The following is a 26,805-nucleotide window of genomic DNA, read 5'->3' on the forward strand; positions in this document are numbered from 1 at the left end:
AATTCGCTGAGCGTAATTATTTATAACGAGCCCAAAAGGGGCCAAAATGCGAAAATCATATCGACAGCTACCGCTTCTTCGCCGTTCTCAAGCAATGTGGATGAACCCGCGCTTATGGAAACCGCGTCTCGTATTCTGGTGCGGGGCTATTGCGATAGGTTTGATCAGCGTTGCATTCGCCGAAGCTGCCGATATTGCTCAGGGCCTTTTCAAAAATCTTACGAACGGCACTGAAAGCACATGGCGCGCATGGTTACCACTCATCATTACGCCGCTTGGCTTCATGCTTTGCTCATGGATTGCTATCACATGTTTCCCCGGTTCTGGCGGCAGCGGCATTCCACAAGCCATTGCAGCACGACACCTCAACAACCCCGAAGACCGCTCTCTGTTACTGTCACTTAGAATTGCGTTCGGAAAAATCATTCTGACAATTGCCGGCCTTTTCTCAGGCGCGTCCATCGGGCGGGAGGGACCAACCGTACAAGTTGGCGCTTCGATCATGTTGTTATCTGCCCGTATCGGCAGCATGGAACATGCGCGCGGTCTCATCCTCGCGGGCTCGGCTGCAGGGATCGCTGCGGCTTTCAACACGCCACTTGCAGGTATTGTCTTTGCTATTGAAGAAATGGGGCGCGCCTATGCCGCCCGCACCAATGGCCTTGTGCTCTCGGCAGTCATTCTCGCGGGTCTGGCCTCACTCGGACTTGTGGGAAATTATAACTATTTCGGCCTCACGACGGTTACAGTAGGAACGCATACGGACTGGATTCTGGTCGCAAGCTGCGGCGTGATTGGTGGTGCATTTGGGGCTGCTTTCAGTGCCGCTGCGCTCAACCTCACAAAGCGCGTAAGGCGCCGCGTACAAAAAGCACCGCTGCGCAGAACAGTCATGATAGCAGGCATGTGCGGTCTCGCTGTAGCCGTGATTGGCATTGCATCAGGCGGAGCAACATTCGGCACAGGGTATGATCAGGCGCGCTCTGCGGTCGAAGGACTTTCGCTCCCGCCTTTCTATTTTATAGAGAAACTAGTGGCCGGTCTTCTTTCAATGATCTCGGGCATTCCCGGTGGCATCTTTGCCCCTTCCCTCTCTGTGGGTGCAGGCCTTGGCAGCACCATAGGGCTAATACTAGGCACGAGCGCCAGCCTCGCCGCTATACTCGGCATGGCGGGCTATTTTGCAGGCGTTGTTCAGGCTCCGATGACAGCCTTTGTGATCATTCTGGAAATGACCGGCAACCACAACAATGTAATTCCGCTGATGTGTGCGTCTATGCTCGGCTATGGAACCGCCCGACTGGTTTCTCATGAGCCACTTTATCATGCTCTTTCCCGCACTTTTGTCGCGGACGTCTTGCGTCTTCGTCGTGCTCAAGAGAAAAATATTATTACGGATTGAAAGTCATCTTCGGGACCAAATACTTACAAGCAAATATTCAAAAAAAACACTTGCAGGACTTACAACAATACCTTTCATTAGCCACCCAACATATAGGGTAATAAAAGGTAATCAAAATGTTGGAACTGATGGGCGGAAGCATCACCGATGTACCAGGAATAAAGCTTGGGCATCACACACTTTCTAGACGCCCAACAGGATGCACGGTATTGCTCTGCGAAGAAGGTGCAGCAGCAGGTGTGGATGTGCGCGGCTCGGCACCGGGCACCCGGGAAACTGAACTGCTTGACCCTGTAAATCTTGTTGATCGGGTACATGCGATCCTGCTTTCAGGTGGCAGTGCATATGGTCTCGCTGCTGCAACGGGCGTCATGCGCTATCTCGAAGAGAATGATATCGGTTTTAAGATCGGCAAGGGAGTCGTCCCAATTGTTCCCGCCGCTGTGCTTATGGATTTAGACGTTGGCGATTTTTCGGTCCGTCCAGACGACGAAGCGGGCTATCTCGCCTGCAAAGCAGCCCAAGCAGAAGCATCAGACGAAGGCAATATCGGAGCAGGCGCAGGGGCTTCCGTCGGCAAAATGTTTGGCATGGAATACGCCATGAAAGGTGGCCTTGGCACCGCGAGCTATCAGGTGCCGGGCACAGAGATCATTATTGGTGCCATTGTTGCCGTTAACGCCGTGGGCGACGTTTATGCACCCAACTCAGCACAAATCCTTGCTGGTGCGCGCAATGAAAACAGCAAGGGCTTCCGCAGTATCATGGAGGCAATAATGCAGGGCAAGAGCGTTATTCAATCGGCCGGCGCCAATACGACGATTGGCGCTATTGCAACCAATGTCCCATTCAACAAAGCCCAGCTGAAGAAAATCGCTGGCATGGCGCATGATGGCTTTGCACGAACGATTAACCCAATCCACACAATGTGGGATGGCGATACAATTTTTGCGCTCTCGACAGGCAAGGCTACCGGGGTTGAAGCTGACGTAACGGCAATCGGCGCAATTGCGGCAACCGTGATGGCGCAGGCCGTAGCGCGTGCGGTCGTGCATGCCGAAAGTCTGCCGGATCTCAATCTACCTGCACATCGAGACTATGTGCAGGTAGAAAGTTCTCGATAACCACATAAACATGCAACGATTGAAACGATCTCGAATATACGCGATAGGAAAGGTCGCAGCAGATTAATATTCATTTCAAAAAAATAGGTTTGAATACGACATGACAGGCAATTCTCTCAAATTCGGCACAAGCGGCCTTCGGGGTCTTGCAACCGAGCTTAACGGATTGCCCGCCTATGCATATTCACTGGCGTTCGTTGAAATGTTACGGGCACGCGGCGGACTGAATACAGGCGATCGTGTTTTTGTCGGGCAGGATTTGCGACCTTCAAGCCCGGATATTGCAGCCCTTGCAATGGGCGCTATCGAAGATGCAGGCTTGACACCGGTTAATTGCGGCGTGCTGCCGACACCGGCTCTGAGCTATTTTGCTATGGCACAGCAAGCACCCTGCATTATGATCACGGGCAGCCATATCCCTGATGATCGCAATGGTCTCAAATTTTATCGTGCCGACGGTGAAATCGACAAGGAAGACGAGGCGGCAATCAGTGCCGCCTTCGCCGCCCTGCCCGATGATATTGTTGTACGCAAAGCTGAGAATTTGCCAACAAGCGATCAAGCAATCAACGCCTATGCCGAGCGCTATATTAAGCTATTCGGTGCAAACAGCCTCGCAGGTTTGAAAGTTGGTGTCTATCAGCACTCGTCTGTAGCGCGCGATCTTCTCAAGGAAGTTTTAAGCGCTCTGGGTGCAGAAACAACTGCACTGGGTCGTTCGGATGTGTTTGTTCCGGTCGATACTGAAGCGCTGCGACCGGAAGATATATCGCTTCTCGCTCAATGGGCGGGCGAGAGTCACTTCGATGCTATCGTCTCAACCGATGGCGATGCGGATCGTCCGCTTATTGCCGATGAAAATGGGCAATTTGTACGCGGGGACCTCGTCGGTGCCATTACGGCAGCCTGGGCTGACGCAGACACCATCGTAACACCTGTCACCTCAAATACAGCACTGGAGGAATGCGGAAAATTTGCCAGCGTCTTGCGGACCCGCGTCGGTTCACCCTATGTGATTGCGGGGATGCAACAAGCTCTGAGCAAAAATGCCAGCAGTGTCGTTGGTTTTGAAGCCAATGGCGGTGTGCTGCTTGGAAGCACCATTGAGAAGAACGGACATGAACTCTCTGCGTTGCCGACCCGAGATGCGCTGCTGCCAATTCTCGCTTGCCTTAGCACGATCAAGGAAACGCAAAAGCCGCTCTCTGAAATTGCCCGAAACTATGGCTTTCGAATTGCCTTAAGCGACCGCTTGCAAAACGTCGCACAAGAAAAAACTGCTGCTTTTCTTTCTGTCATCACACAAGAAGAAGCGCGCTTGCGCCTGTTTCCTTTAACAGACGCGATTATTCGTTTGGAAACAATCGATGGTGTGAAACTGTTTTTTGCATCAGGCAATGCTGTGCATTATCGTGCATCAGGAAATGCGCCAGAACTTCGTTGTTACGTCGAAGCCGCCACTCGAGAACAGGCCGCAGAACTATTGACCATGGGACTTGAAGTCGCCCGCACAGTTACAAAGGAAGCTTGAGAAAAATGAGCTTAATTCCAGTTATTATCAGCGGCGGTTCAGGTTCACGACTTTGGCCATTATCGCGTGACGCACACCCGAAGCCGTTCATCGAGTTGCCTGACGGCGGCACGCTTATTGGCAAAACCTATGCGCGCGCGTCGCATCTTGCAGGTGTCGAACAAATCCTGACCGTCACAAACCGCGACTTTCTGTTTTTAACGCTTGATGCCTATGCCGCAGCCAATGCACGCAAACTGGAAAACACATTCCTGCTGGAGCCACTTGGTCGCGATACCGCACCTGCTGTCGCACTCGCAGCCCTACAGGCCGCTGCAGCTTACGGCGAAAACGCTGTTTTGCTCGTCATGCCTGCTGATCATTTGATCGAAGACGAGCGGGCATTTGCAGAAGCCGTCAGCAAAGCCAATGCGATTGCTGAGACTGGCCGCATAGTAACATTCGGCATCGTACCAGATCGACCAGAAACAGGCTTTGGTTATATTGAGGTCGATGGCTCTGATGTGCTTCGCTTTGTCGAAAAGCCGGATGCAGTAACAGCCCAGGCTTATGTTGATGGTGGTCGCCATTACTGGAACTCAGGCATGTTCTGCTTCCAGGCTGCGACCATGATCACCGCAATGCAGCTTCATGCGCCGGAAGTTCTGGCTGGTGCAAAAGCGGCCCTCGATGCCGCGCGCCGCGGCAACAATGGCGAAACCAAAACCTTAGAAATTGCCAAAGATGCCTTTGCTGCAACTCCAGCTATTTCCATCGACTACGCCGTGATGGAAAAGGCACAGAACATTGCGTGTATTCCCGTTTCTTGTGGCTGGTCTGATATTGGCTCGTGGGCTGCAATGGCCGATCTTATCCCAGCGGATGTTGAAGGCAATCGACTGCGTGGTGAAACCGTTCTCGAAGACACAACCGATAGCTTTGTTCTTTCTGAAACCCGGCTTGTAAGCCTTGTCGGTGTTCATGATCTTTTGGTCGTCGATACACCGGATGCCCTTCTCGTCGCCCATCGTGACAAGGCGCAAGACGTTCGTAAAGTGTTCAACAAGCTGCGTGCGCAGGGTCATGAAGCAGCAAAACTGCATCGCACGGCACACCGCCCTTGGGGTACCTATACCGTGCTTGAAGAAGGCGATGGCTTCAAGATCAAGCGTATTGAAGTGAAACCCGGCAGCCGTCTCAGCCTTCAAGCGCATCACCATCGTTCAGAACATTGGATCGTGGTTTCTGGAACAGCCAAGGTGGTCAATGGCGAGCGCGAAATCCTGCTCACCAACAACCAGTCCACCTATATTCCCTGCGGCTTCAAACATCGTCTGGAAAATCCAGGTATTCTGCCACTCGTTCTGATCGAAGTGCAGAGCGGCGAATATCTCGGTGAAGACGACATTGTTCGCTTCGACGATATTTATGGACGCAGCTGATCGTCATGACGACGAATTAGCGGTTCTTCGCATAAGCGAATCCGCTATAATCGCATCATGACGATCCAGCACTTAAGCGAAACTATTATCAACCAGATCGCGGCTGGCGAGGTGATTGAACGCCCCGCCAGTGTGATCAAGGAACTTGTCGAAAACGCTATCGATGCGGGCGCAACCCGCATTGAAGTCGTGACCGCTGGTGGTGGCAAAACACTGCTGCGCGTGACCGATAATGGTTCTGGCATTCCATCGAACGAACTTTCGCTTGCCGTTTCGCGTCATTGCACCTCGAAACTCACCGACGATGTGAACGATATTCGCGCGCTTGGTTTTCGCGGTGAGGCATTGCCGTCGATTGGTTCAGTTTCAAAGCTATCGCTCAAGTCCCGCCCGCAAGATGCAGAGTCCGGCTTTGAAGTGACAGTGAGTGGCGGGCATCTCGAAGGCCCTCGTCCCGCAGCGCTTAATCGCGGTACGATTGCCGAAGTGCGTGATCTTTTCTACGCGACCCCAGCTCGTCTCAAATTCATGAAGACCGACCGCGCAGAAGCGACTGCGATTACCGATGTGATTAAACGAGTCGCTATAGCTTTTCCTCATGTGCGTTTTTCGCTCGCAGGCACCGACCGCACCCCGCTTGAACTGCCTGCGACGGGAACAGGCGTCGATGCAACGTTAGAACGTATCGGACAGATCCTTGGCAAGGAATTCTCGGATAATGCGCTGCATATTGATGCCGAACGTGACGGTGTTCGACTGGCAGGTTTTGCTGGCATCCCGTCATTTAATCGCGGCAATGCATTACACCAATTTGCCTATGTGAATGGCCGCCCCATCCGAGACAAACAGATATTTGGCGCATTGCGCGGTGCTTACGCCGATGTGATTGCCAGAGATCGGCATCCGGTTGCTGTGCTGTTTTTGACAATTGATCCGGCATTGGTCGATGTGAATGTGCATCCAGCAAAGGCAGATGTGCGCTTCCGCGATCCCGGTCTGGTGCGTGGCTTAATCGTTGGATCGATCAAACAGGCGCTGGCACAATCCGGCATTCGTCCTGCAACCAGTGGCGCTGAAGCAATGTTACAGGCGTTTCGCGCTGAAGGGTTCAGCCCACGTCCCGCCGCGCAGAATTATGCCACACATAACTGGCGCACTGCCGCCCCAGCCCCACGCAGTGAGTGGTCGCCACAAACAGCCCACCCGGCACATAAGCCACTCGATTTTGATCATGTTCCGGCATTTCGCGAAGACGAACAGGCTACGATTTCAAGGTTTGCAGCGCCTGCTGCCGACGCGCGCGCCACAATCGCGGACGCCCCGGTTGAGCTGATGCAGAAGCCGCTCGGCGCTGCTCGCGCGCAAGTCCACGAAAATTACATCGTCGCCCAAACGGAAGACAGTCTCGTCATTGTCGATCAGCACGCGGCCCATGAACGGCTCGTCTATGAGGCGTTGAAGAATGCGCTGCACTCGCGTCCGATCCCCGGACAGATGTTGCTAATTCCCGAGATCGTCGATCTGTCCGAAGAAGATGCCGAGCGGCTTGCCGCCCATGCCGAAACTCTCGCGCGTTTCGGTCTTGGGATCGAACAATTTGGTCCCGGCGCAATTGCCGTTCGTGAAACGCCTGCGATGCTGGGTGAGATGAATGTGCAGCAACTGATCCGCGATCTGGCCGATGAGGTTGCTGACCATGATACGTCCGATGGACTGAAGGCCATGCTCAATCATGTTGCTGCGACGATGGCATGTCATGGCTCGGTTCGTTCTGGTCGCCGCCTGAAACCGGAAGAAATGAACGCTCTCTTGCGCGATATGGAAGCAACTCCGGGCTCTGGAACATGTAACCACGGCCGTCCAACATATATCGAACTGAAGCTTACTGATATTGAACGCTTGTTCGGAAGGCGCTAGAGCATGTCACGGAAAAGTGGGAACCGGTTTTCCGATACTGACATGCGTAAAAAAAACGATTAAAGCGTGTAGTATAAATACGATATGCTTTAAGACTTTTCTTGCATCAGGGAATTACACAATGAACAAATTTGAATCACCGCGCTCTTCCGAAGCTGTCCTGCGCTATCTTGATGGCGATTTTGAAATCATCAAACACGGCTCTTACGTGGTTTGTGCAGTATCGGCGTCTCAGATTCCGCTGGATGAGCTGAAATACTGGAGCGTTGCGCGACAGGAAGCCTATGCGTCCGGTCTTATTTCCTATGAGCGTGAGCTGGCACTCAATCCTGAGCTGCGCAGCCGCAAAAAAAGCTAATATCGCAGACAATCATCAGCGACTTATAAAAACATATTTCATAAGCCTACTCCGGGTATCACGTGGCCTCGCAGGTGCGACTTCTGGACCGGTCATAAAAATAGCGCTGAACATAATTGATAAAAAACGGTGGGATAATCTCCCACCGTTTTTTACATAATAACGCCCGACTTTTCAGAAGTTAGGCGGCCAGCGACTCGTTTTCTTCAGTTGGAACTTCCGAGATTGTCTTCAGAACCTGTGAAGCGATCTGGTATGGGCAGCCCTGCGAGTTTGGACGACGGTCTTCGAGATAGCCCTTGTAACCATTCTGAACAAAGGAATGTGGAACACGGATCGATGCGCCGCGATCAGCAACACCATAGGAGAACTTGTTCCAAGGAGCTGTTTCGTGCTTGCCAGTCAAACGCATGTGATTGTCTGGACCGTAAACTTCGATGTGCTCCTGAAGGTTCTTTTCGAACTGCGCCATAAGTGCTTCGAAATAGGCTTTACCACCAACTTCGCGCATAAATTTGGTCGAAAAATTGCAGTGCATTCCCGAACCGTTCCAGTCGGTATCACCGAGCGGCTTACAATGAAATTCAATATCAATTTCATACTGTTCGCAAAGACGGAGCAACAAATAGCGAGCGATCCAAATCTGATCGGCAGCGCTTCTTGAGCCTTTACCGAACACCTGAAATTCCCACTGGCCCTTTGCCACTTCAGCATTGATACCTTCGTGATTAATACCTGCAGCCAAACAAAGATCCAGATGCTCTTCCACAATCCTACGAGCGATAGAGCCGACATTCTTGTAGCCCACACCTGTGTAGTATGGACCCTGTGGTGCTGGATAGCCCTGTTCAGGGAAACCGAGCGGACGGCCGTTTTCGTAGAAGAAATACTCCTGCTCAAAACCAAACCATGCATCCGCATCATCGAGAATTGTTGCGCGGCTATTAGACGGATGCGGTGTAACGCCATCTGGCATCATCACTTCGCACATCACAAGCGCACCATTCGTTCGTGCTGGATCTGGATAGATAGCGACTGGCTTCAATACGCAATCCGAGCTACGGCCCTCTGCCTGCATTGTTGATGAGCCATCAAAACCCCAAAGCGGAAGCTGCTCAAGAACAGGAAAGGCGTCAAACTCTTTAACCTGTGTTTTGCCACGCAAGTTAGGAGTTGGAGTGTAGCCATCGAGCCAGATATATTCGAGCTTAAATTTTGTCATCGCCTAGTCTCTTTTGTTCTGCGTAATCAACCAACTGCGGACACATCACACTCTTGGAATGCAAATAGTCGCGCTTAAAAAGATAAAAGCAATTTGCGTGCCAGTTTCAAAAAAACGGCAGATGCGCTTTTAAAATAGATTTAAGTTGTTGAATTACTTCACACCTATTTTAAAGAAGCGGAAACAAGCTTCCCCGAGATATACCGATCCAATTTAACAAAGCAGCATCCCCGATAGGATCTGCATCAAAAATAGACACGTGATTAAATATTAAACATTTTTCGCGATCACCTAGCGCCAGCGGTTCAGATTTGTTTGTCCTTCAACAAAACTTTGTTGCTCTCAGGCTTGAGAAAAAAACGCCGCTTCTAGTTATGAGGCTTAAATGCCTGATCCTGTGATCCATCAGTCTCTGAAAGCCGTAATGGTTAGAAAAGTTTAACGTAAGTAAGGATGATACATGACTGCGAATGCGCTTGTCTGGTTGCGCAACGATTTGCGCCTTGCCGACAATCCTGCCCTTCAAGCCGCCGTCAAGCTGGGTGGCAAGATCACAGCGCTTTATGTGCATGAAACCAATCCGCAATTGCGCGCACCCGGAGGTGCCGTACTCTGGTGGCTGGAACAGAGCCTCAATTCACTCGAAAAAGCCCTCAAAGAACGCAATGTCGCGCTTTGGGTCGCACGCGGCGATGCACTCGATATCATTGAAAGACTGATTGGACAAAACAGCTTCGATACAGTGTTCTGGAACCGGCGTTATGCGCCGCAGGAGCGCGATATCGATGCTGTCGTCAAGTCCACACTGAAAGACAAGGGGCTGAATGTGGAGTCCTTTGCAGGCAATCTTCTGGCTGAGCCGTGGGAGATTAAAACAGGCAGTGGCGGTCCTTATCAGGTCTTTACACCCTACGCCAAAACGCTGCGTCAGCAGGGCGTAAACCGACCGCTCTCCATGTCTGACTGGAAAGCCGAACCATCGACCCTCAAGCATAAGCCTGCAAGCGAAGTTTACAACCAGCCTTTCTGGTCAAAAAAGATGCGTGGCTTGTGGAAGATAGGCGAAGCGGCGGCTATTGATCGGTTATATCATTTCTTCGATGAGGCCATCCTCAATTATACCGGCGATCGTGATCGTCCGGCTGTCGAAGGCACATCAAAACTTTCGCCACATCTGCGCTTCGGTGAAATCAGCCCGAGACAGGCATGGTATGCCACGCTTTCGCTGATGGATGAGCATCCGAACACACAAACGGGCGGTGAAAAATTTCTCTCCGAACTGATCTGGCGCGATTTTCACTATCACCAGCTCTATTATCGTCCGGACATCGCTGAAAATGATATGCGCGATACACTGGCTGAGGTTCAATGGCAGAGCAATCCACAAGCGTTCGAAGCCTGGAAACTGGGGAATACCGGCGTTCCGATGATTGATGCCGGGATGCGTCAGCTCTGGGCTACGGGCTGGATGCATAACCGCGTGCGGATGCTGGTGGCGTCCGTCCTAAGCAAAAACATGCAGATCGATTGGCGCGACGGCGAAAAATGGTTCTGGGACACGCTGGTGGATGCAGATATCGCAAGCAATCCGGGGAGTTGGCAATGGGTTGCCGGTTGCGGCATGGACGCGGCACCCTATTTCCGCGTATTCAATCCTGTTTTGCAAGGCGACAAATTCGATACCGACGGCGGATATGTGCGCGAATGGGTGCCGGAAATCGCGGCATTACCGGATCGTTGGATCCATAAACCCTATGCTGCACCGGAAGACGTGTTGCAGAAAGCGGGTATCATTCTTGGCAAAACTTACCCACTTCCCGTTTTCAAGGCGCCCAAAGCGGGTAAATAAACCCGCTTACTGCGTCTAAAGTTAAGACAGGACATTTGAACCACGATATCCGACGCAAAGCCACTTCGCACTTTTGCTTGGAAATGCTTTAAAACTTCTGCATCAACCGACGCGCGGCAAGCTCGCTGCGCTTCAGATTTTTATAGATATCGCGCTTCGCAGCATGGAACTCGCTGACCAAACCTTTCTGCGGCGCAATCGTTTCAGCGATTGCGCTCATGCTGGCAGCAATCTGAGCGAGATCAGTTTTCTCAAAAGCGCTAGCGCCCGCGATGCCTGAGCCAAGCAGAACAGGCTCGGCAGAAGACGGCATGGATACTTCCAGGCCTGTCGCATCAGCCAGTATCCGACGCATGAGCGGACTGCGCGCAGCACCGCCACTCACGATTATGGTACGGATTGGAATATCTTTGGCAGTCAGTGCATCAAGAATATCCGCCGTGCCATAGGCCAGACCACAAAGTCCTGCAACGAACAGACAAACCAGATTTTCTCGCGATGCATCGAGCTTGATGCCCATTATAGTGCCGGTCGCATCAGGATCGGCGTCTGGCGCACGATTGCCCAGAAACTCCGGCACAACGTGAAGCCCCTTTGCCAGGAGCGCTGCTTTTGAAAGCTCACCCGCCGCATCGATGGCCAGCTGCTCAAGATAGTCGAGAAGTGAAAGGCCTTTGGCTGCCGCTTCCTTCTCAGCCTCTGCCTTAAAGGGATGCATACCGACCAGATAATCAGTCGCGGCACCAAATGCCGACTGCCCCCCTTCATTGAGCCAAAGGCCAGGCATCATGGCACCCCAGTAAGGCCCCCAGACACCATCCACAAATGCAGGTTTCTCGGTAACACTCATCGTGCAGGCAGATGTGCCGATAATGAGTGCGAGCCTTGTCTGCATATCGACGGCGCTGTTCTCATCCGCACTTCCTGCAATTGTGCCGACACCACCGGCATGCGCATCGATGAGCGACGCACCGACCGCCGTACCAGGCACAAGTCCCAGCTCTTTTGCAGCCTGCTCAGTTAATCCTTGCCCCAAAGGGGTCGCGATATCGACAATGTCGGTCCCAATATGGGCAAAACCTTCATCAGCCAGCACGCCGAGGCCAATTGTGCGGAAGTAATCCTCATTCCATCGCTTTTCGTGGCCAAGATAGGTCCATTTGCAGACCACCGTGCACAGCGAGCGGGAGTGGCTACCAGTTGCACGATAGGTCAGATAATCAGGCAAATCGAAGAAGAGACCGGCGGCGTTGAACGTATCAGGGTTATTTTCCTTCAACCAAAGCAGCTTTGGTGTTTCCATTTCTGGAGAAATGCGTCCCCCCACATATCGCAAAACGGGATGGGCTGTCGCATTGATACGTTCAGCTTGTTCGCGGGCGCGATGATCCATCCAAACGATGATGTTTTGCTCTGCGTCACCGGCAGGGCTCGCAGGCAATGGATTGCCGTTTTTGTCGAGAATGACCAGCGAACAGGTTGCATCAAAGCCGATGCCTTTGACGGATTCCGGGGCGACATTTGCCAGCTCCAATACTGCTGCCACTGAGCTGCAAACGGCCTGCCAGATATCTTCCGAAGATTGCTCGACAATATCCGACCCTTGCTTCCACATGCGGATATTGTGCTTGGCACTCGCCAACAACTCTCCATCGCGTGTAAACAGACCTGCCCGCGCGCTGCCAGTGCCAACATCAACACCCAGAAATACGTCCACCTCATGCCTCCCATGCAAGCAAGATGCGCCAAACCGGCGCTCCGTGCGGCGTCTTGGCTACAACATCGGTGAGAAAATCGGAACCGTTTTTTCTGCTCTATTGCAATGGCGCACCGTTGGTGCGCGTTCCGCAAAGCTAAGCTCAGGACCACTTATTTGGGATATTGAGCTGATTCAGTTTCGCTTGAGGAGACTGATTAATGAGTAATCTTCACTGGCTGAGCGAAGGGTAAATGTCACGCCTTTGCCCCTTTTTCCCAAGAGTCACAGACGTCGACGCGTTGATGCCAGGCGTTTTTTGAGTGGAATTATATTCATTCTTCTTAATGGGTTACGGTGGTGTCACAAGGGGATATTTGCTCAAATACTGGAAGGTTTGTTTTCTAAGTCGTCGGTCGGAAAGACTGTCATGATAGATGCGACCTATTTGAAAGCGCACCGCACGGCCTCAAACCGACGGTTAAAAAAAGGGTGTGGTGGACGCCTGATCGGCCGGACAAAAGGTGGCATGAATATCAAGTTGCACGCCGTCACCGACACGCAGGGTCGCCCTATCAGGTTACACGTAACGGCGGGACAAATCAGCGACTATACCTGAGCTGCCGCCTTAATCGAGACGCTACCGAAGGTCGACTGGCTTCTTGCTGATAGAGGCTATGATGCCGACTGGTTCAGAAAACGGTTAAAAGACCAAGAGATAAAGCCATGCATCCCGGGTCGCAAAAGCCGCAAAAAGGCTATCAAGTCTGACAAACGCCGATAGAAGCGGTATAATCGTATCGAAATCATGATTGGAAGATTGAAAGACTGACGCAGAATTGCCACCCGTTATATTCTGGCTCAAAAAGGTATGAGTCCTGAGCGTAAGTTCTCAACTGGTGATCAGCGCAATGCTTCCAGTTCAGCGATACGGGCTGCACTGTCTTTTTCCAGAACGCGCGTCATTTCACGAATGATTGTTTCAGCCAGCACGAAAAGTGCCGCAGATGAATCCCATGCAGACGGCACCGCAATACGACCTGCAAGAACATGACGTGATACTCGTGCGATGGGCGAAAGCCACTGGTCGGTCACAAGGATGACGTCCACCCCTCGCCCGCGCGCCTTTTCGGCCAGCCTCAGAAGACTGTCCTGATAACGACGAATATCAAACACCACCAGTACGTCGCGCTTGCCCATATCAAGCAGACGATCTCGCCATACACTTTCCTGCCCGCCAAGATGAAAAACGTTTGGTCGGATAATGGTCATATGCGCTGCCATGTATTGCGCAATAGGGTCGGTGAAACGTCCGCCGATCAGGTAAACATTGCCCTTTGAGGTACAAAGAGCAGCAACCGCCTGTTTCAGCTGCTTTTCGCCCAAATGCCGGAAGCTTTCGCGGATATTCTCAAGCGTATGCTCGACAGCCGGATAGGCCTTGTCCTGCTCTTTGTCCGGCCGCGCATTGCGATGATGTGGAGACTGTAATTGGGCGGCAAGCTCATCCTGCAAACGAGCCTGAAAATCAGGATAACTCTGGAAACCAAGACGATTGACGAAACGCAAAATTGTCGGAGAACTGACCCCGGCCTGCGCTGAGAATTCAGCAACCGTTTTCAAACCCAGCATAGGATAATTGGCGACCAGAGTTTGCGCAGCGCTTCTCTCTCCCGCTGGCATTGCATCAATCCGTTCATTGATCAGTTCCGCTACTGTGGCACTCGTCTGCAAGCTGTTTCCCTTTAAGTCTGCCCTTTTCAGATTTGGGCGAAATTGTGTTTGACAAATTATCATAGACCGTATCAAATAATCCACAATAGCGCATAATCTGAAAAAACGTAACATAAGTTACAGCGCGGGGAACAAACAGAATGACGGACGAGCGAGAAAATCGCGTGGCTTCGTGCGCGCCTGTTCATGTCGTAAATGAGGACGGCAACAGCCCTTGGCTGTTGATCTGCGAACACGCTTCAAACTTCATTCCGGAACGCTTCAACAGTCTTGGTTTAAACGCTGACACACTAACAGCGCATATCGCCTGGGATCCCGGCGCGGTTGCGGTTGCGCGTCGGTTGAGTGCAGGCTTAAACGCCACACTGGTAGAGTCAGGCCTATCCCGATTGCTGATTGATTGCAATCGACCCCTCCATGCCTCTGACCTCATACCGGAGATCAGCGAAACCACTATCATTCCCGGCAATCACGATCTGAGCGCGAAAGAGCGCACTGCGCGCATCGACCTTGCACATCGACCATTTCACACCTGCGTCGAAAAAGTAATCGCGGAACGCACCAAGCGTGGGTTGCCGTCTTGGATCGCTACCATTCATTCTTTCACGCCGGTCTACCGCAGCGTTTCCCGACCATGGCAAATCGGCATCATTCATGACGAGGATGATCGCATCGCAAAGCCGCTAATTGCAGCTCTTTCGCAAGACAAAAGCCTGAATGTCGGCATTAACGAACCTTACTCGCCAGCTGATCGGGTCTATTACACGCTGGAACGTCATGCGCGTCCACGGAACGCACCCTGCGTGATGATTGAGCTCCGTAACAACGAAATCGCCAGCACCAAAACACAGGCGCATTGGGCAGAGCGGCTTTCTACCATTTTTGCGGCAATCGGAAACGATCTTGTCTCCCAAGGTCAAAGCAACAGATCGAAAGCCTGAAGGAGCGTGAAATGCCCAAGCCAATCAGACTGTTCATCAAATATGTTGATGCACTAAACCACTATGTCGGGCGTTTTGCGATGTATCTGTTCTTCGTGCTCGGTGCCTGCCTTCTTTACTCGACTTTTTCGCGTGTTGTTCTGGGCGTACCCATCAACTGGGTGTTGGAAATGTCGCAATTCTTGCTTTCGGCCTATTATCTGCTCGGCGGAGCTTATGCCATGCAACAGGGCGCGCATGTGCGCATGGACCTATTCTTTGATCGCCTGAACCCGCGAAAGAAGGCGATCACCGATATGATCACCATTCTCTTCATCATCTTCTATCTCGGCGTGATGGTAATGGGCGGCATTTCATCCACCACTTATGCAATCTCTTACAACCAAAAAAACTATACGGCATGGGCACCATTGCTCTGGCCAATTAAGCTCATCATGACGGTGGGCATCTTCCTGCTGCTACTGCAATGCATCTCGAATTTCTTCAAGGACTGGGCATTCTTAAGGGGCAAGCCAATAAAAACAATGGCAGGGCCAGCGATTGAAGAAGGGCATCATTTATGAGCTCAGAACTCATCACCCTTTTCATGTTTGCCACCATGATGGTGTTGCTGATGACCGGGCAGCGCGTCTTTGGCGTCATCGGATTTGTAGGCACAATCGCTGCACTTCTGTTGTGGGGCAAGGGCTCTTTCGAGATGCCCTACAACGCCACGTTCGCGGTACTGAACTGGTATCCGCTGATCACGGTGCCATTCTTTGTCTTCATGGGTTACATGCTTTCGGAGTCCGGCATCGCCAGCAATCTTTATCGCATGTTTCATGTGTGGTTCGGCGGCATTCGTGGCGGACTGGCACTTGGAACCGTCGGCCTGATGGTTATCATTTCCTGCATGAACGGTCTAAGCGTGGCGGGTATGGCCATTGGTGCGACGGTCGCCCTGCCCGAACTTTTGAAGCGTGGCTATAACAAGGTCATGGTCACAGGCGTTATTCAGGCAGGAAGTTCACTCGGTATCCTGATTCCACCCAGCGTAGTTCTCGTGCTTTACGCGATGATCGCACGGCAGCCTGTTCTCCAGCTTTGGCTGGCAGGTATCGGCCCCGGCCTTTTGATGGCAGCCCTCTTTGCGATTTACATCTATATCCGCTGTCGTTTGCAGCCGGAACTCGGACCAACCCTGCCAAAGGAAGAGCTTGAACGCATCACATGGGCAGAGCGTATTTCGGTGCTGAAAGTCGGTCTGCTCCCACTCGTCATTTTTGGCGCGATGATGGGATTGTTTCTGACAGGCGTAACCAGCCTTATTGAAAGTTCAGCCGTTGGTGCACTGTTGGCAACTCTGGCAACTCTTTTGACCGGCCGCATGAATAAAAAGGTGTGGGAAACAACGACACTCAATACGCTGACAGTCACCTGCATGTTCCTATGGATCATTCTCGCAGCACTTTGTTTTTCCTCCGTTTATGATGGCCTCGGTGCTGTCAAGGCGATTGAAAAAATCCTGCTCGGCACCTTTGATCTGTCGCCGTGGTCAATCCTTATTCTCATGCTGTTGTCATTCATCGTTCTGGGGATGTTTCTCGATGACACGGCCATGCTGGTGATCGTGGCACCACTTTATATTCCATTGGTCAAAAGTCTTGGGTTTAACCCGATCTGGTTCGGCGTTCTCTACACCATCACCTGCCAGATCGCCTATATTACACCGCCGTTTGGCTACAATCTCTTCATGATGCGGGCCTTAGCACCCAAAGAAGTGACATTGATGGATATCTATCGTTCAATCGTGCCGTTCTTCTTGCTGATGGTGCTCACCATCATCATCCTGATGATCTTTCCGGAGATCGCGATGTGGCTGCCGAACTGGTACATGGGCCGATAAGAGAGGACCGATGAAAAAGATGACGGAGGAACACGCATAAGAATGGTCAAAAGAGCCGGAAAGCGGCCAGACCAGCATGAGCGCATCCCGAAAAGTGTGAAGCGGTTTTCGGATAAAGATGCGCGATAGAACAAAGGGAACATCAAACAACAATTGGGAGAATGGGCATGAGCGAGAATAACAAGCTTAATAAACGTGACTTTCTCAAAAAAGCGGGGCTGACAACCGTGGGGGCGTTAGGCGCCACCACATTGGCTACACCTTATGTACGGGCACAAAGCCCGATCAAGTGGCGACTGCAGACCTATGCCGGTCCAGCACTCGCAGAACACGTTATCAAGCCGTCAATCGATGCCTTTAATAAGGCTGCAAACGGTGAAATGGTGATCGAACTATATACTGCTGATCAGCTTGTGCCGCAGGGCGAACTATTTCGCGCTGTGCAGTCGGGTACAATTGATGCGGCACAGAGCGATGATGACTCGATGGCATCGCCTGTCGATGTGGCGGTTTTCGGGGCTTATTTCCCGTTTGCATCGCGCTACAGTCTTGATGTGCCGGCACTGTTTAACTGGTACGGCCTCAATGAAATCTGGGAAGAAGCCTATAAGGAAATTCCGGGCGTCACCTGGCTGAGCGCAGGTTCATGGGATCCGTGTAATTTTGTGACCACCAAACCAATCCGCAGCGTTGCCGACCTGCAAGGGTTGCGCGTTTTCACCTTCCCGACCGGCGGACGCTTCCTCACCAAGTTTGGCGTTGTCCCTGTGACATTACCTTGGGAAGACATCGAAGTCGCCATCCAGACCGGCGAACTCGACGGCGTCGCATGGTGCGGCGCAACCGAGGCCTACACGGTCGGCTGGGCAGACATCAACAAATACTACCTTACCAACAACATCAATGGTGCATGGGCTGGCTCCTATTTCGCGAATACCGAAAAATGGGAGGCGGTGCCAGATCACCTCAAGACTCTTTTCAGGCTCGCGATGGATTCCTCGCACTATCATCGCCAGCATTGGTACTGGTGGGGTGAAGCGCATTACCGCACCACCGGCGGCAAACTCGAACTCACCACCATTCCAGAATCCGAATGGAAGCAGATTGAAGACGCAGCGCTTGAGTTCTGGGACGACGTTGCCAAGCAGAGCGAACGCAATGCCAAAGTGGTCGCAATTCTGAAGAAATATCAGGAAACCATGCGCAATGCGGGCGCGCCTTATCGCTACAGCTAACAATTGAGGGCGCCGCGCAACAATGCGCAGCGCCCATGATTTTATCCCGTGAGGAGCGAAGCATTAAATGGCCGAACAGTTAACTTTCGACACTCTGAAAAAAGCCGTCGCAAATGACGAGATTGATACCGTGCTTGCATGTTTTGTGGACATGCAGGGGCGTCTGATTGGCAAACGCTTCTACGGACCATTTTTTGTGGAATCCGGGCATGATGAGACCCATGGCTGCAACTATCTTCTGGCTGACGACATCGATATGGAGCCCGTACCAGGCTATGAGGCCGCAAGTTGGGACAAGGGCTATGGCGACTTCGTCATAAAGCCGGATCTCTCAACTCTGCGTCTGGCGCCATGGTTGGAAAAGACAGCCATCGTGCTCTGTGATGTGCTGGACCACCAAGATCACGAAGATCTGGCGCATTCACCGCGCGGCATCCTCAAGAAGCAGCTCGCACGTCTGAATGAGCGCGGCTATCGCGCCTATTTCGCGTCGGAACTGGAATTCTATCTCTTCGATGAGACATATAAAACAGCACGCGCAAAACGCTGGCAGGATATGGAAACCGCCTCTCCTTATGTGCAGGATTATGTCATCCATCTCACCACCAAGGAAGAGCAGGTTCTGCGCGCCATGCGCAATCATCTGGGTGCCGCAGGCATCCCGGTTGAAAATTCGAAAGGCGAATGGGGACCGGGACAGCAGGAACTCAATGTTCGCTATGCAGAAGCGCTGGAAATGGCTGACCGCCATGTCATCATGAAAAATGCCATGAAGGAAATTGCCGAGGCCCATGGCAAGTGCATCACCTTCATGGCAAAGTATGATTATAGCAGGGCGGGAAGCTCCAGCCATATTCACAACTCCATCTGGAGTGCCGACGGTAAAGAACCGCTGTTCTTCGATCCCAAAGCCCCCAATACGATGACGCCACTCATGCGCTCATGGGTGGCGGGCCAGCTCAAGTACGCTGTTGATTACACCTATTTTCTGGCACCCTATATTAACTCCTATAAACGTTTTCAGGCAGGCACATTTGCGCCAACAAAGATCATGTGGAGCCAGGATAACCGTACTGCCGGTTTCCGGCTGTGCGGCGAAGGCACCAAAGGCATTCGCATAGAATGCCGGATCGGTGGAGCCGATCTCAACCCTTATCTGGCCTTTGCGGCGCTTATTGCAGCAGGGCTTAGAGGTATCGACGAAAATCTGGAACTGGAAGATCCATTTGTGGGGGACGCCTATAGCGCGGTTAAACTCAAGGAAATTCCGTACACGCTGCGCGAAGCGACAGAAGCTCTCAAAAACTCGGCATTCCTCAAAGAAGCGCTCGGTGAAAAAGTGGTCAATCACTATGTCCACACCGCACACTGGGAGCAAATTGAATATGACCGCCGCGTTACAGATTGGGAACTGCATCGCGGCTTTGAACGCTATTAGATTATATGAAGCATAGAGGAATTGCCCAATGAGCGGCACGGCCAGAATTATCTCCCCTATCGATGGCTCGATTTATGCAGAACGCGCCTATGCCAGTGACACCGCGATCCATGCGGCGGTCACGGCGGCACGTCAGGCGCAACCCAGCTGGGCAGCCACCAGCATACCAGAACGCTCACGCTACTGCCGTTTGGCACTCGACGCGCTTGCTGCAATGCAGGACGAGATCATCCCGGAAATCGCATGGCAAATGGGGCGGCCAACGCGCTATGGCGGCGAGAATGGTGGCGTTCAGGAACGCGGCCAATATATGATCGACATCGCAGAAGAAGCGCTGGAGCCTTATGTTCCAGCACAGAAAGATGGCTTTCGTCGTTACGTAAAGCATGTTCCGCTCGGCGTGGTCATGGTCATTGCACCCTGGAACTACCCCTATCTCACCGCCGTCAACACGATCATTCCGGCACTGATGGCGGGCAACACGGTTCTTCTTAAACACGCCACACAAACATTGCTGACGGGCGAAAGCTTCGCGCAAGCCTTCGAAAAGGCTGGTATTCCAAAAGGCGTCTTCCAGAATATCGTTCTTGATCATACGTCTACGGAAAAGCTGTTGGCGTCTGGCTCAATCGACCATGTCAATTTTACCGGCTCCGTCGGCGGTGGGCGAGCAATCGAGAAGGCTGCAGCAGGTACATTCATGTCGCTGGGGCTTGAGCTTGGCGGAAAAGACCCGGCCTATGTATTGCCCGACGTCAATCTCGACCATGCTGTCGCCAATCTGGTTGATGGTGCCTTTTTCAATTCCGGTCAATGCTGCTGTGGCATCGAACGTATCTACGTGCATGAAGCCGTCTATGACCGCTTCGTCGATGGTTTCATCGACCTCACGAAGCAATATGTGGTCGGCAATCCGCTCGATAACGCAACCACGCTGGGACCGATGGCGCAGGCGCGGTTTGCCGATCTCATCCGCGAGCAGAAAGCCGAAGCCTTGCGCAAGGGCGCCAAAGCGCACGTCAATATGAAGATTGAGAGCGACACCGCGGGTTCGCCTTATATTGCGCCGGAAGTGCTTACCCATGTCGACCATCAGATGAGTGTGATGCGTGAAGAAAGCTTTGGCCCCATTGTTGGCATCATGAAAGTGCGCAATGATGAGGAAGCGCTGGCATTGATGAATGACAGCATTTACGGCCTCACCGCTTCATTATGGACAAGCGACACGGATCATGCAGCGAGCCTCGGCGACCGCATCGAAACCGGAACTGTTTTCATGAATCGTTGCGATTATCTCGACCCGGCACTGGTCTGGACGGGAGTGAAAGATACCGGCAAGGGTGCTGCCCTTTCGCCCATTGGTTATGGCAATCTCACGCGGCCAAAATCCTTCCACCTGCGCGAAAAAATCTGATCTCATTTGAATCTCTGGAAAGCAATTGACATGACCACTCTGACTGCCAAATGGAATTTTCCGACCACAGTGCTTTTTGGGCCAGGTCGCATCAAGGAACTGCCTGCTGTTCTCAAAGCAGCCGGTATCGAACGCCCATTATTTGTCACAGATCCCGGCCTCGCAAAACTCCCCGTCGTCGCTTCCACTCTCGCTATTCTTGACGGAGCTGGCGTCAAGTATGCGGTCTTTTCCGATGTGAAGCCCAATCCGGTCGAAAGTAATCTTTATGCTGGCGTGCAGGTCTTCAACGATGGCAAGCATGACGGCGTGATTGCTTTTGGCGGGGGCTCGGCGCTTGATCTGGGCAAGCTTATCGCTTTTCAGGCAGGTCAGACCCGCGATGTCTGGGACTTTGAGGACATTGGCGACTGGTGGACCCGCGCCGACAGCAATGCGATTGAACCGGTTATCGCCGTACCGACAACCGCTGGCACCGGCTCGGAAGTTGGCCGCGCAGGCGTGCTGACCAATGAATCCACCCATACCAAGAAAGTCATTTTCCACCCGAAAATGCTGCCTGTAACGGTCATTGCCGATCCAGAACTTTCGACTGGCATGCCCCCCTTCATCACCGTTGGCACTGGCATGGACGCACTCGCACATTGTTTGGAAGCCTATTGCGCACCGGGCTTTCACCCTATGGCTGACGGCATTGCAATTGAAGGCATACGCTTAGTGTTCGAGAACCTGCCAAAGGCTTATGCCAATGGCAATGATATTGAAGCGCGCGCCAATTTGATGGCCGCAGCTTCCATGGGCGCCACAGCCTTCCAAAAAGGACTAGGTGCGATCCACTCCCTCTCCCACCCAATCGGCGCTCTTTACGACACGCATCATGGCATGACCAATGCCGTCTTCATGCCCTATGTGCTTGAGCATAACCGCGCGGCAATCGAAAAGCGCATTGAACGACTTGCCCGTTATCTTGGAATTGAAGGTGGGTTTAACGGCTTTATTGATGCAATTATGAAGCTACGCCGCGACCTTGGTGTTCCAGATACACTACAAGACTTTATCAAGGATCTTGATATGGACGAGGACCGCAAGATATTGGTCGCAGAAATGGCGATTGTCGATCCGACCGCTGGCGGCAACCCGATTGAGCTTACCAAACAGGGCGCGCTCGATTTACTCGATACAGCCCTAACAGGAAAAATCTAATACTTTCGTATTGGCTACACCTGAACTACAGGCAGCGAAAATCAAGGAAAGCTTGGAGTTTTCCCGGAAAAACCGCTGTATGAGCGTTCATATGGCAGCTGACACAGGTAAATCTTTGCTCGCAATAACTTGATTAAGTAAGTCAACTTTAATATCAGGGGCGCAAAATCGTGCCCCTGAGGATTATTTTGATCACTAAGAAATTCGCGCTGCTTCTGTCCGCTTGCGCCATTGCATTCACAGCCCCTGCATTTGCAGAAGTGAAGACCATCACCGATGTCATCGGCCGTGAAGTAAAGGTCGATCTTCCTGCAAAGCGTGTTGTCGTGGGCTTCTACTTTGAAGACTACATGGCAGTCGGCGGCGAAAAGGCTTACGACTCAGTCGTCGGCATTTCGCGCGAAGCTTGGGAAGGCTGGGTTCCTGCAAACTGGAACATGCATATAACACATCGCCCTTCACTAAAAGACATCCCTGACGTAGGAGAAGTCGAAGCACAGACCTTCTCTGTCGAGAAGGTACTGAGCCTCAATCCTGATCTCGTCATTCTGGCAGACTGGCAGTATAAGGCACTCGGCCTTGACGCAGATCGCCTTGAAGAAGAAGGGATTCCGGTCGTCGTCATCGATTACAACGCGCAGACCGTTGATCGCCACGTTGCATCTACGTTGGTTCTCGGCGAACTCGCAGGGACCGAAAACCGTGCGAAAGAAATCGCTGATATGTATTCCGGCGCTCTGAAGGATGTTTCAGATCGCGTTGCCAAGGCTGGCAAAAACAAGCCAAAGGTCTATGTCGAATTCGGCAACAACGACCGGCTGAATATTCTTTCACCTACGGCAAAAACATGTGGGGCGCGATGATCCCTGTGGCTGGTGGCGACAATATCGCAGCACCGTTTGTTGAGTGGTGGGGGCCGATCAATCCGGAACAGGTTCTTGCTTCCAAGCCAGACATTATCCTGATCTCTGGTCGCGAAAACAACAAGGATGAAACCGCTCTGCCAATGGGGCAGGCTGTGAAAGCTGATGAAGCGCGCGCAAAGCTCAAGGCCTTCGAAACCCGTCCGGGTTGGAACGAATTGCCAGCTGTTCAGAACGGTAAGCTTTATGGTGTTTATCAGGGTGCATCGCGCACACTGTCGGATTTCGCGATGGTTCAGTACATCGCAAAGGAACTCTATCCTGAGCAGTTCGCCGATATGGACCCAATCGCCAAATATCATGGCTATTACAAGAAGTATCTGCCGGTTGACCCGCAGGGAACCTTCGCAATCAGCGTAAAGTAATATCTGCGATCCCGTGCTTAAGGGTGCCACCATCACCATGGTGGCACCCTGTTTTGCAATTTCAACAGGCCACCATGACAACTCTCTCACGGCATAAAGCAGCGATTGCCACCCACCGCGCACGTGAACGAAAACGCCTGCGAACGGTCATTATATTTCTCGCAATCATGGCTGCGAGCCTTGTCTTTGACGTTGCGACCGGCCCATCAATGTTGTCACCAATGGAAGTGATCCGCTCCTTAACTGGCATCGGTGAACGCGCCGCGATGACGGACTCCATCGTCAGAAACCTGCGCCTGCCTATGGCATTGATGGCGCTTGCTGTTGGTGCTGCGCTTGGTGCGGGAGGCGCACAGATGCAGACGCTGCTCAACAATCCAATGGCGAGCCCTTACACATTGGGGATGGCCGCAGCGGCTGGCTTTGGCGCAGCTTTTGTTCTGGCATTAGGTGGTCTCGGCTTGCCTGTTATGATCGCTGTTCCTGTGGGGGGCTTTTGCCTTCTCAATGTTGGCAGCATTGTTCCTGTTCACGCTGGCATCCATGCGACACATGAATGCGCAAACCATCATTCTCGGCGGTATCGCGCTGCTCTTCCTGTTTCAGTCTTTGCTTTCGCTAATCCAATTCCTATCCTCACCTGAAGTTTCCCAACAGATCCTGTTCTGGCTATTCGGCAGTTTGACAAAAGCCACATGGCCGACCCTGATGCTGACGGCAGCAGTCACAGCGGTTTGCTGTGGCTTGTTGATGGCAGATTCATGGAAGCTGGCTGCACTGCGCATGGGTGAAATGCGGGCTGCAAGCCTCGGCATCAATGTGCGTCGCTTGCGAATGAAAATTCTCATTATCGTTGCGGTTATGACCGCAACCGCGACAAGCTTTGTTGGTGTTATTGGATTTATTGGCCTTGTCGCGCCGCACATAGCGCGCATGAGCGTCGGCGAAGACCAGCGCTATTTCCTGCCAATGTCTGTGATCTCTGGCGCATTGATGCTGTCCGCGGCCTCTGTACTATCGAAGTCGATCATACCGGGAGCACTCTTTCCGGTGGGGATTGTTACAGCCATTGTTGGCGTGCCTTTCCTGCTTTGGCTCATCTTTGCGCGAAGATCGCGAGGCGTATGATGGAACTGAAAAACATAACCATAAAACGCGGCTCGCAAACGATCATATCCAGTGTCGACACACGGCTTGAGGCTGGGAAAATTCACGTCATCATCGGTCCGAACGGCACCGGAAAAACCACACTGCTTCGTGCGATGTTTGGGGATCTGCCTTTGGAAGCAGGACAGATCACATTTAAAGACCGGACGCTTAGTACAGGTATTCATCGAAGCACACGGCTGCGCCAGTGGCGTGATGCCATCGCCTATATGCCGCAAGACAGCACGACGGATGCAGCTTTGACTGTGTTGGAAGTCGTGGTTCTTGGACGCCTCGACAAGCTATCATTGCACATCGATGATGAAACTCTTCATCATGCTATGACGCGACTGGAAGAAGCGGGCATTGCTCATCTTGCCGACCGCAATGTGACGTCGCTCAGTGGCGGCCAACGGCAAATGACCATGTTTGCGCAAGTTCTGATGCGTGAACCAAAAGCCATGCTGCTTGATGAGCCTGTCAGCGCCCTCGATCTCAAACATCAGGTGGGCCTCCTTGATCTGGTCAAGCGTGAGACACAAGCAAACAACTGGGTCACTGTCATTGTTCTGCACGATCTCAATCTAGCCTGCCAATATGCAGACAATCTCCTCGTGCTCTCTCAGGGCCGTCTTCAGGTTTCCGGCGCACCAGCCGATATCGTGACATCCGATCTTATTCTTCAGACCTATGGCGTTGATGCCGAAATCCTGCGTGACCGTGCAGGAAACCCTGTCATTCAACCCGTTGCCAAAAAATTCAAACCAGCAATACAAAATCAGGAAGGACTAGTCCTATGAAGTCGATCATTACGGCTTTTGCATTGAGCCTCATTGCCTCTGCATCTATGGCAGCAGAGCACAAGATCAAAATGCTCAATTATGGACAAGAAGGCGGCATGGTTTTTGAGCCGGGCTATGTGAAAGCGGAAGTTGGCGACACAATTACATTTATTCCGGAAAACTCCAGTCACTATGTGCAGTCCTTCGCAGTGCCTGAAGGTGTGAAAGCTTGGAAAAGCAAGCTTGACGAAGAGTTTACAGTCACTGTCGATCAGGAAGGCGTTTATCTTTATTACTGCCCACCACATCTTATGATGGCCATGATCGGCGTCATTCAGGTTGGCAAACCTGTCAACCTGGACGCAGTCAAAGAAAAGTCCGCCAAGCTTCGCTCAAAGCTCGTCATGAAGGGTGAGCGTTTGGATAACTACCTAGGGCAAGTATCCGATTAGACGTAAAAAAAGCCGGAACACATTCCGGCTATTATTTTCCTCACTTCGTATAAAGGTCGCGCGACCGCTCCAAATGATGACGCATCGCACCTTCCGCGCCATCCGCATCGTTCGCGGCGATTCTATCAAGAATTTCTTCATGCTCTACCAGCGTGAAGTTTTCTTTGCCCGTCCAGATCAGCATATGGGTATGATATTCACGCAGCCATGCGAGCATCGCCTCGCTTAAGCCCACGAAAATCGGATTGCCCGAAATCTTCGCAATACGAATGTGAAAGTCCATATCAGCAGAGATGAAAGCATCAGCCTCACCCAGTGATGCGCGCTGCCGATCAACGATTGCTTTGAGATCAGCAACGTCCTGCGGGGTCGCTTTTAAAGCCGCTTCGCGCGCAATGCCACGCTCAAAGAAAATACGCGCATTCTTGAGATGCTCAAGGGAATCAATCGACTGCGCCAACATGATCTTCGCTGTCGGATCAACCTGCTGAAAGATCGACCTTGCAGTGAGCTTGAGAACTTTTGCCCGTTCGCCGTGTGAAATGCTGACAAGCCCCATTTTGGCAAGCGATTGCATCGCCTCGCGGATTGCGGGACGGCCCACGCCAAAGCGTTCCATCAAGACACGCTCCGACGGCATTTCATCGCCGGGCGTAAGTTCACCCGACGTGATCATGTTTTCAAGCCGGTCGAATACCTCGTCCGACAATTTGCGGCGAATAATCGGTTCCACTGGCTTATTCATGCTATCTCACTGCACATTATCA

General features: G+C 52.2%; 21 protein-coding genes and 3 pseudogenes. 20 read left to right on the top strand and 4 right to left on the bottom strand.

The window, feature by feature from the left end:
* Positions 1-46 precede the first annotated feature (46 nt).
* From RI570_RS11700 to RI570_RS11725, 6 genes and pseudogenes are all read left to right on the top strand, one after another.
* Positions 47-1,402: a chloride channel protein gene (locus RI570_RS11700; RefSeq protein ID WP_313828706.1), complete on the top strand. Its 1,356-nt coding sequence runs from the start codon at positions 47-49 to the stop codon at positions 1,400-1,402.
* Positions 1,403-1,421: 19 nt separating this feature from the next.
* A pseudogene (locus RI570_RS11705) lies at positions 1,422-2,526 on the top strand (P1 family peptidase).
* Positions 2,527-2,626: 100 nt separating this feature from the next.
* Positions 2,627-4,057, top strand: a complete 1,431-nt coding sequence (locus RI570_RS11710; RefSeq protein ID WP_313828707.1) for a phosphomannomutase — start codon at positions 2,627-2,629, stop codon at positions 4,055-4,057.
* A 5-nt stretch (positions 4,058-4,062) separates the two neighbouring features.
* Entirely contained in the window at positions 4,063-5,478 is a 1,416-nt protein-coding gene (locus RI570_RS11715) for a mannose-1-phosphate guanylyltransferase/mannose-6-phosphate isomerase (RefSeq protein WP_313828708.1), read from the top strand.
* A gap of 57 nt (positions 5,479-5,535) precedes the next feature.
* The gene (gene mutL / locus RI570_RS11720; RefSeq protein ID WP_313828709.1) at positions 5,536-7,395 is read left to right on the top strand and encodes a DNA mismatch repair endonuclease MutL; all 1,860 of its coding nucleotides are present in this window, start codon (positions 5,536-5,538) and stop codon (positions 7,393-7,395) included.
* Between the two features lie 121 nt (positions 7,396-7,516).
* Entirely contained in the window at positions 7,517-7,753 is a 237-nt protein-coding gene (locus RI570_RS11725) for a DUF2093 domain-containing protein (protein WP_313828711.1), read from the top strand.
* 181 nt (positions 7,754-7,934) lie between these two features.
* On the opposite strand, the gene RI570_RS11730 is transcribed toward RI570_RS11725, so the two are convergent.
* Positions 7,935-8,975: a glutamine synthetase beta-grasp domain-containing protein gene (locus RI570_RS11730; protein ID WP_313828712.1), complete on the bottom strand. Its 1,041-nt coding sequence runs from the start codon at positions 8,973-8,975 to the stop codon at positions 7,935-7,937.
* Positions 8,976-9,435: 460 nt separating this feature from the next.
* Here RI570_RS11730 and RI570_RS11735 point away from each other — a divergent pair, with 460 nt between their 5' ends.
* Entirely contained in the window at positions 9,436-10,824 is a 1,389-nt protein-coding gene (locus RI570_RS11735; protein ID WP_313828714.1) for a deoxyribodipyrimidine photo-lyase, read from the top strand.
* An 88-nt stretch (positions 10,825-10,912) separates the two neighbouring features.
* On the opposite strand, the gene RI570_RS11740 is transcribed toward RI570_RS11735, so the two are convergent.
* A complete protein-coding gene (locus tag RI570_RS11740; RefSeq protein WP_313828715.1) occupies positions 10,913-12,541 on the bottom strand; it encodes an FGGY-family carbohydrate kinase in 1,629 nt (542 codons plus the stop codon).
* 200 nt (positions 12,542-12,741) lie between these two features.
* Between RI570_RS11740 and RI570_RS11745 the strand changes: the two are divergent.
* Positions 12,742-13,349, top strand: a pseudogene (locus tag RI570_RS11745) (IS5 family transposase); the annotation flags it as partial.
* Positions 13,350-13,423: 74 nt separating this feature from the next.
* Here RI570_RS11745 and RI570_RS11750 read toward each other — a convergent pair.
* Positions 13,424-14,368, bottom strand: a complete 945-nt coding sequence (locus RI570_RS11750; protein ID WP_409558661.1) for a MurR/RpiR family transcriptional regulator — start codon at positions 14,366-14,368, stop codon at positions 13,424-13,426.
* A 26-nt stretch (positions 14,369-14,394) separates the two neighbouring features.
* Here RI570_RS11750 and RI570_RS11755 point away from each other — a divergent pair, with 26 nt between their 5' ends.
* From RI570_RS11755 to RI570_RS11815, 12 genes and pseudogenes are all read left to right on the top strand, one after another.
* The gene (locus RI570_RS11755) at positions 14,395-15,195 is read left to right on the top strand and encodes an N-formylglutamate amidohydrolase (protein ID WP_313828717.1); all 801 of its coding nucleotides are present in this window, start codon (positions 14,395-14,397) and stop codon (positions 15,193-15,195) included.
* Between the two features lie 11 nt (positions 15,196-15,206).
* Complete coding sequence (locus RI570_RS11760; RefSeq protein ID WP_313828718.1) at positions 15,207-15,758, top strand: TRAP transporter small permease subunit; 552 nt, start codon at positions 15,207-15,209, stop codon at positions 15,756-15,758.
* Entirely contained in the window at positions 15,755-17,080 is a 1,326-nt protein-coding gene (locus RI570_RS11765) for a TRAP transporter large permease subunit (protein ID WP_313828719.1), read from the top strand. The genes RI570_RS11760 and RI570_RS11765 overlap by 4 nt, the downstream gene beginning before the upstream one ends.
* A gap of 167 nt (positions 17,081-17,247) precedes the next feature.
* Positions 17,248-18,315, top strand: a complete 1,068-nt coding sequence (locus RI570_RS11770; RefSeq protein WP_064321515.1) for a TRAP transporter substrate-binding protein — start codon at positions 17,248-17,250, stop codon at positions 18,313-18,315.
* 67 nt (positions 18,316-18,382) lie between these two features.
* Entirely contained in the window at positions 18,383-19,753 is a 1,371-nt protein-coding gene (locus RI570_RS11775; RefSeq protein WP_313828721.1) for a glutamine synthetase family protein, read from the top strand.
* 28 nt (positions 19,754-19,781) lie between these two features.
* The gene (locus RI570_RS11780) at positions 19,782-21,167 is read left to right on the top strand and encodes an aldehyde dehydrogenase family protein (protein WP_313828723.1); all 1,386 of its coding nucleotides are present in this window, start codon (positions 19,782-19,784) and stop codon (positions 21,165-21,167) included.
* A 30-nt stretch (positions 21,168-21,197) separates the two neighbouring features.
* On the top strand, positions 21,198-22,370 hold the full coding sequence (locus tag RI570_RS11785; RefSeq protein WP_313828725.1) for an iron-containing alcohol dehydrogenase: 1,173 nt from the start codon (positions 21,198-21,200) through the stop codon (positions 22,368-22,370).
* 188 nt (positions 22,371-22,558) lie between these two features.
* Complete coding sequence (locus tag RI570_RS11790; RefSeq protein WP_313828726.1) at positions 22,559-23,233, top strand: ABC transporter substrate-binding protein; 675 nt, start codon at positions 22,559-22,561, stop codon at positions 23,231-23,233.
* On the top strand, positions 23,218-23,658 hold the full coding sequence (locus tag RI570_RS11795; RefSeq protein WP_313828727.1) for an ABC transporter substrate-binding protein: 441 nt from the start codon (positions 23,218-23,220) through the stop codon (positions 23,656-23,658). Before RI570_RS11790 ends, RI570_RS11795 begins: the two co-directional genes overlap by 16 nt.
* Positions 23,659-23,732: 74 nt before the next feature.
* Positions 23,733-24,786 (top strand): annotated as a pseudogene (locus RI570_RS21670) (FecCD family ABC transporter permease).
* Complete coding sequence (locus RI570_RS11810; RefSeq protein ID WP_313828730.1) at positions 24,783-25,604, top strand: ABC transporter ATP-binding protein; 822 nt, start codon at positions 24,783-24,785, stop codon at positions 25,602-25,604. The pseudogene RI570_RS21670 and the gene RI570_RS11810 overlap by 4 nt, the downstream one beginning before the upstream one ends.
* On the top strand, positions 25,601-26,038 hold the full coding sequence (locus RI570_RS11815) for a pseudoazurin (RefSeq protein WP_313828731.1): 438 nt from the start codon (positions 25,601-25,603) through the stop codon (positions 26,036-26,038). The genes RI570_RS11810 and RI570_RS11815 overlap by 4 nt, the downstream gene beginning before the upstream one ends.
* A gap of 40 nt (positions 26,039-26,078) precedes the next feature.
* On the opposite strand, the gene RI570_RS11820 is transcribed toward RI570_RS11815, so the two are convergent.
* On the bottom strand, positions 26,079-26,783 hold the full coding sequence (locus tag RI570_RS11820; protein ID WP_313828732.1) for a transcriptional regulator NanR: 705 nt from the start codon (positions 26,781-26,783) through the stop codon (positions 26,079-26,081).
* Positions 26,784-26,805 lie beyond the last annotated feature (22 nt).

Origin of the sequence: Brucella pseudogrignonensis (assembly GCF_032190615.1) — a bacterium.
GTDB lineage: Bacteria > Pseudomonadota > Alphaproteobacteria > Rhizobiales > Rhizobiaceae > Brucella > Brucella pseudogrignonensis_B.

Excerpts from the sequence above, each read along its gene's own strand:
- RI570_RS11700 (WP_313828706.1), top strand. The coding sequence starts at position 47 with ATGCGAAAATCATATCGACAGCTACCGCTTCTTCGCCGTTCTCAAGCA.
- RI570_RS11710 (WP_313828707.1), top strand. The coding sequence starts at position 2,627 with ATGACAGGCAATTCTCTCAAATTCGGCACAAGCGGCCTTCGGGGTCTT.
- RI570_RS11715 (WP_313828708.1), top strand. The coding sequence starts at position 4,063 with ATGAGCTTAATTCCAGTTATTATCAGCGGCGGTTCAGGTTCACGACTT.
- mutL (WP_313828709.1), top strand. The coding sequence starts at position 5,536 with ATGACGATCCAGCACTTAAGCGAAACTATTATCAACCAGATCGCGGCT.
- RI570_RS11725 (WP_313828711.1), top strand. The coding sequence starts at position 7,517 with ATGAACAAATTTGAATCACCGCGCTCTTCCGAAGCTGTCCTGCGCTAT.
- RI570_RS11730 (WP_313828712.1), bottom strand. The coding sequence starts at position 8,975 with ATGACAAAATTTAAGCTCGAATATATCTGGCTCGATGGCTACACTCCA.
- RI570_RS11735 (WP_313828714.1), top strand. The coding sequence starts at position 9,436 with ATGACTGCGAATGCGCTTGTCTGGTTGCGCAACGATTTGCGCCTTGCC.
- RI570_RS11750 (WP_409558661.1), bottom strand. The coding sequence starts at position 14,368 with ATGTTACGTTTTTTCAGATTATGCGCTATTGTGGATTATTTGATACGG.
- RI570_RS11755 (WP_313828717.1), top strand. The coding sequence starts at position 14,395 with ATGACGGACGAGCGAGAAAATCGCGTGGCTTCGTGCGCGCCTGTTCAT.
- RI570_RS11760 (WP_313828718.1), top strand. The coding sequence starts at position 15,207 with ATGCCCAAGCCAATCAGACTGTTCATCAAATATGTTGATGCACTAAAC.
- RI570_RS11765 (WP_313828719.1), top strand. The coding sequence starts at position 15,755 with ATGAGCTCAGAACTCATCACCCTTTTCATGTTTGCCACCATGATGGTG.
- RI570_RS11770 (WP_064321515.1), top strand. The coding sequence starts at position 17,248 with ATGAGCGAGAATAACAAGCTTAATAAACGTGACTTTCTCAAAAAAGCG.
- RI570_RS11775 (WP_313828721.1), top strand. The coding sequence starts at position 18,383 with ATGGCCGAACAGTTAACTTTCGACACTCTGAAAAAAGCCGTCGCAAAT.
- RI570_RS11780 (WP_313828723.1), top strand. The coding sequence starts at position 19,782 with ATGAGCGGCACGGCCAGAATTATCTCCCCTATCGATGGCTCGATTTAT.
- RI570_RS11785 (WP_313828725.1), top strand. The coding sequence starts at position 21,198 with ATGACCACTCTGACTGCCAAATGGAATTTTCCGACCACAGTGCTTTTT.
- RI570_RS11795 (WP_313828727.1), top strand. The coding sequence starts at position 23,218 with ATGTGGGGCGCGATGATCCCTGTGGCTGGTGGCGACAATATCGCAGCA.
- RI570_RS11810 (WP_313828730.1), top strand. The coding sequence starts at position 24,783 with ATGATGGAACTGAAAAACATAACCATAAAACGCGGCTCGCAAACGATC.
- RI570_RS11815 (WP_313828731.1), top strand. The coding sequence starts at position 25,601 with ATGAAGTCGATCATTACGGCTTTTGCATTGAGCCTCATTGCCTCTGCA.
- RI570_RS11820 (WP_313828732.1), bottom strand. The coding sequence starts at position 26,783 with ATGAATAAGCCAGTGGAACCGATTATTCGCCGCAAATTGTCGGACGAG.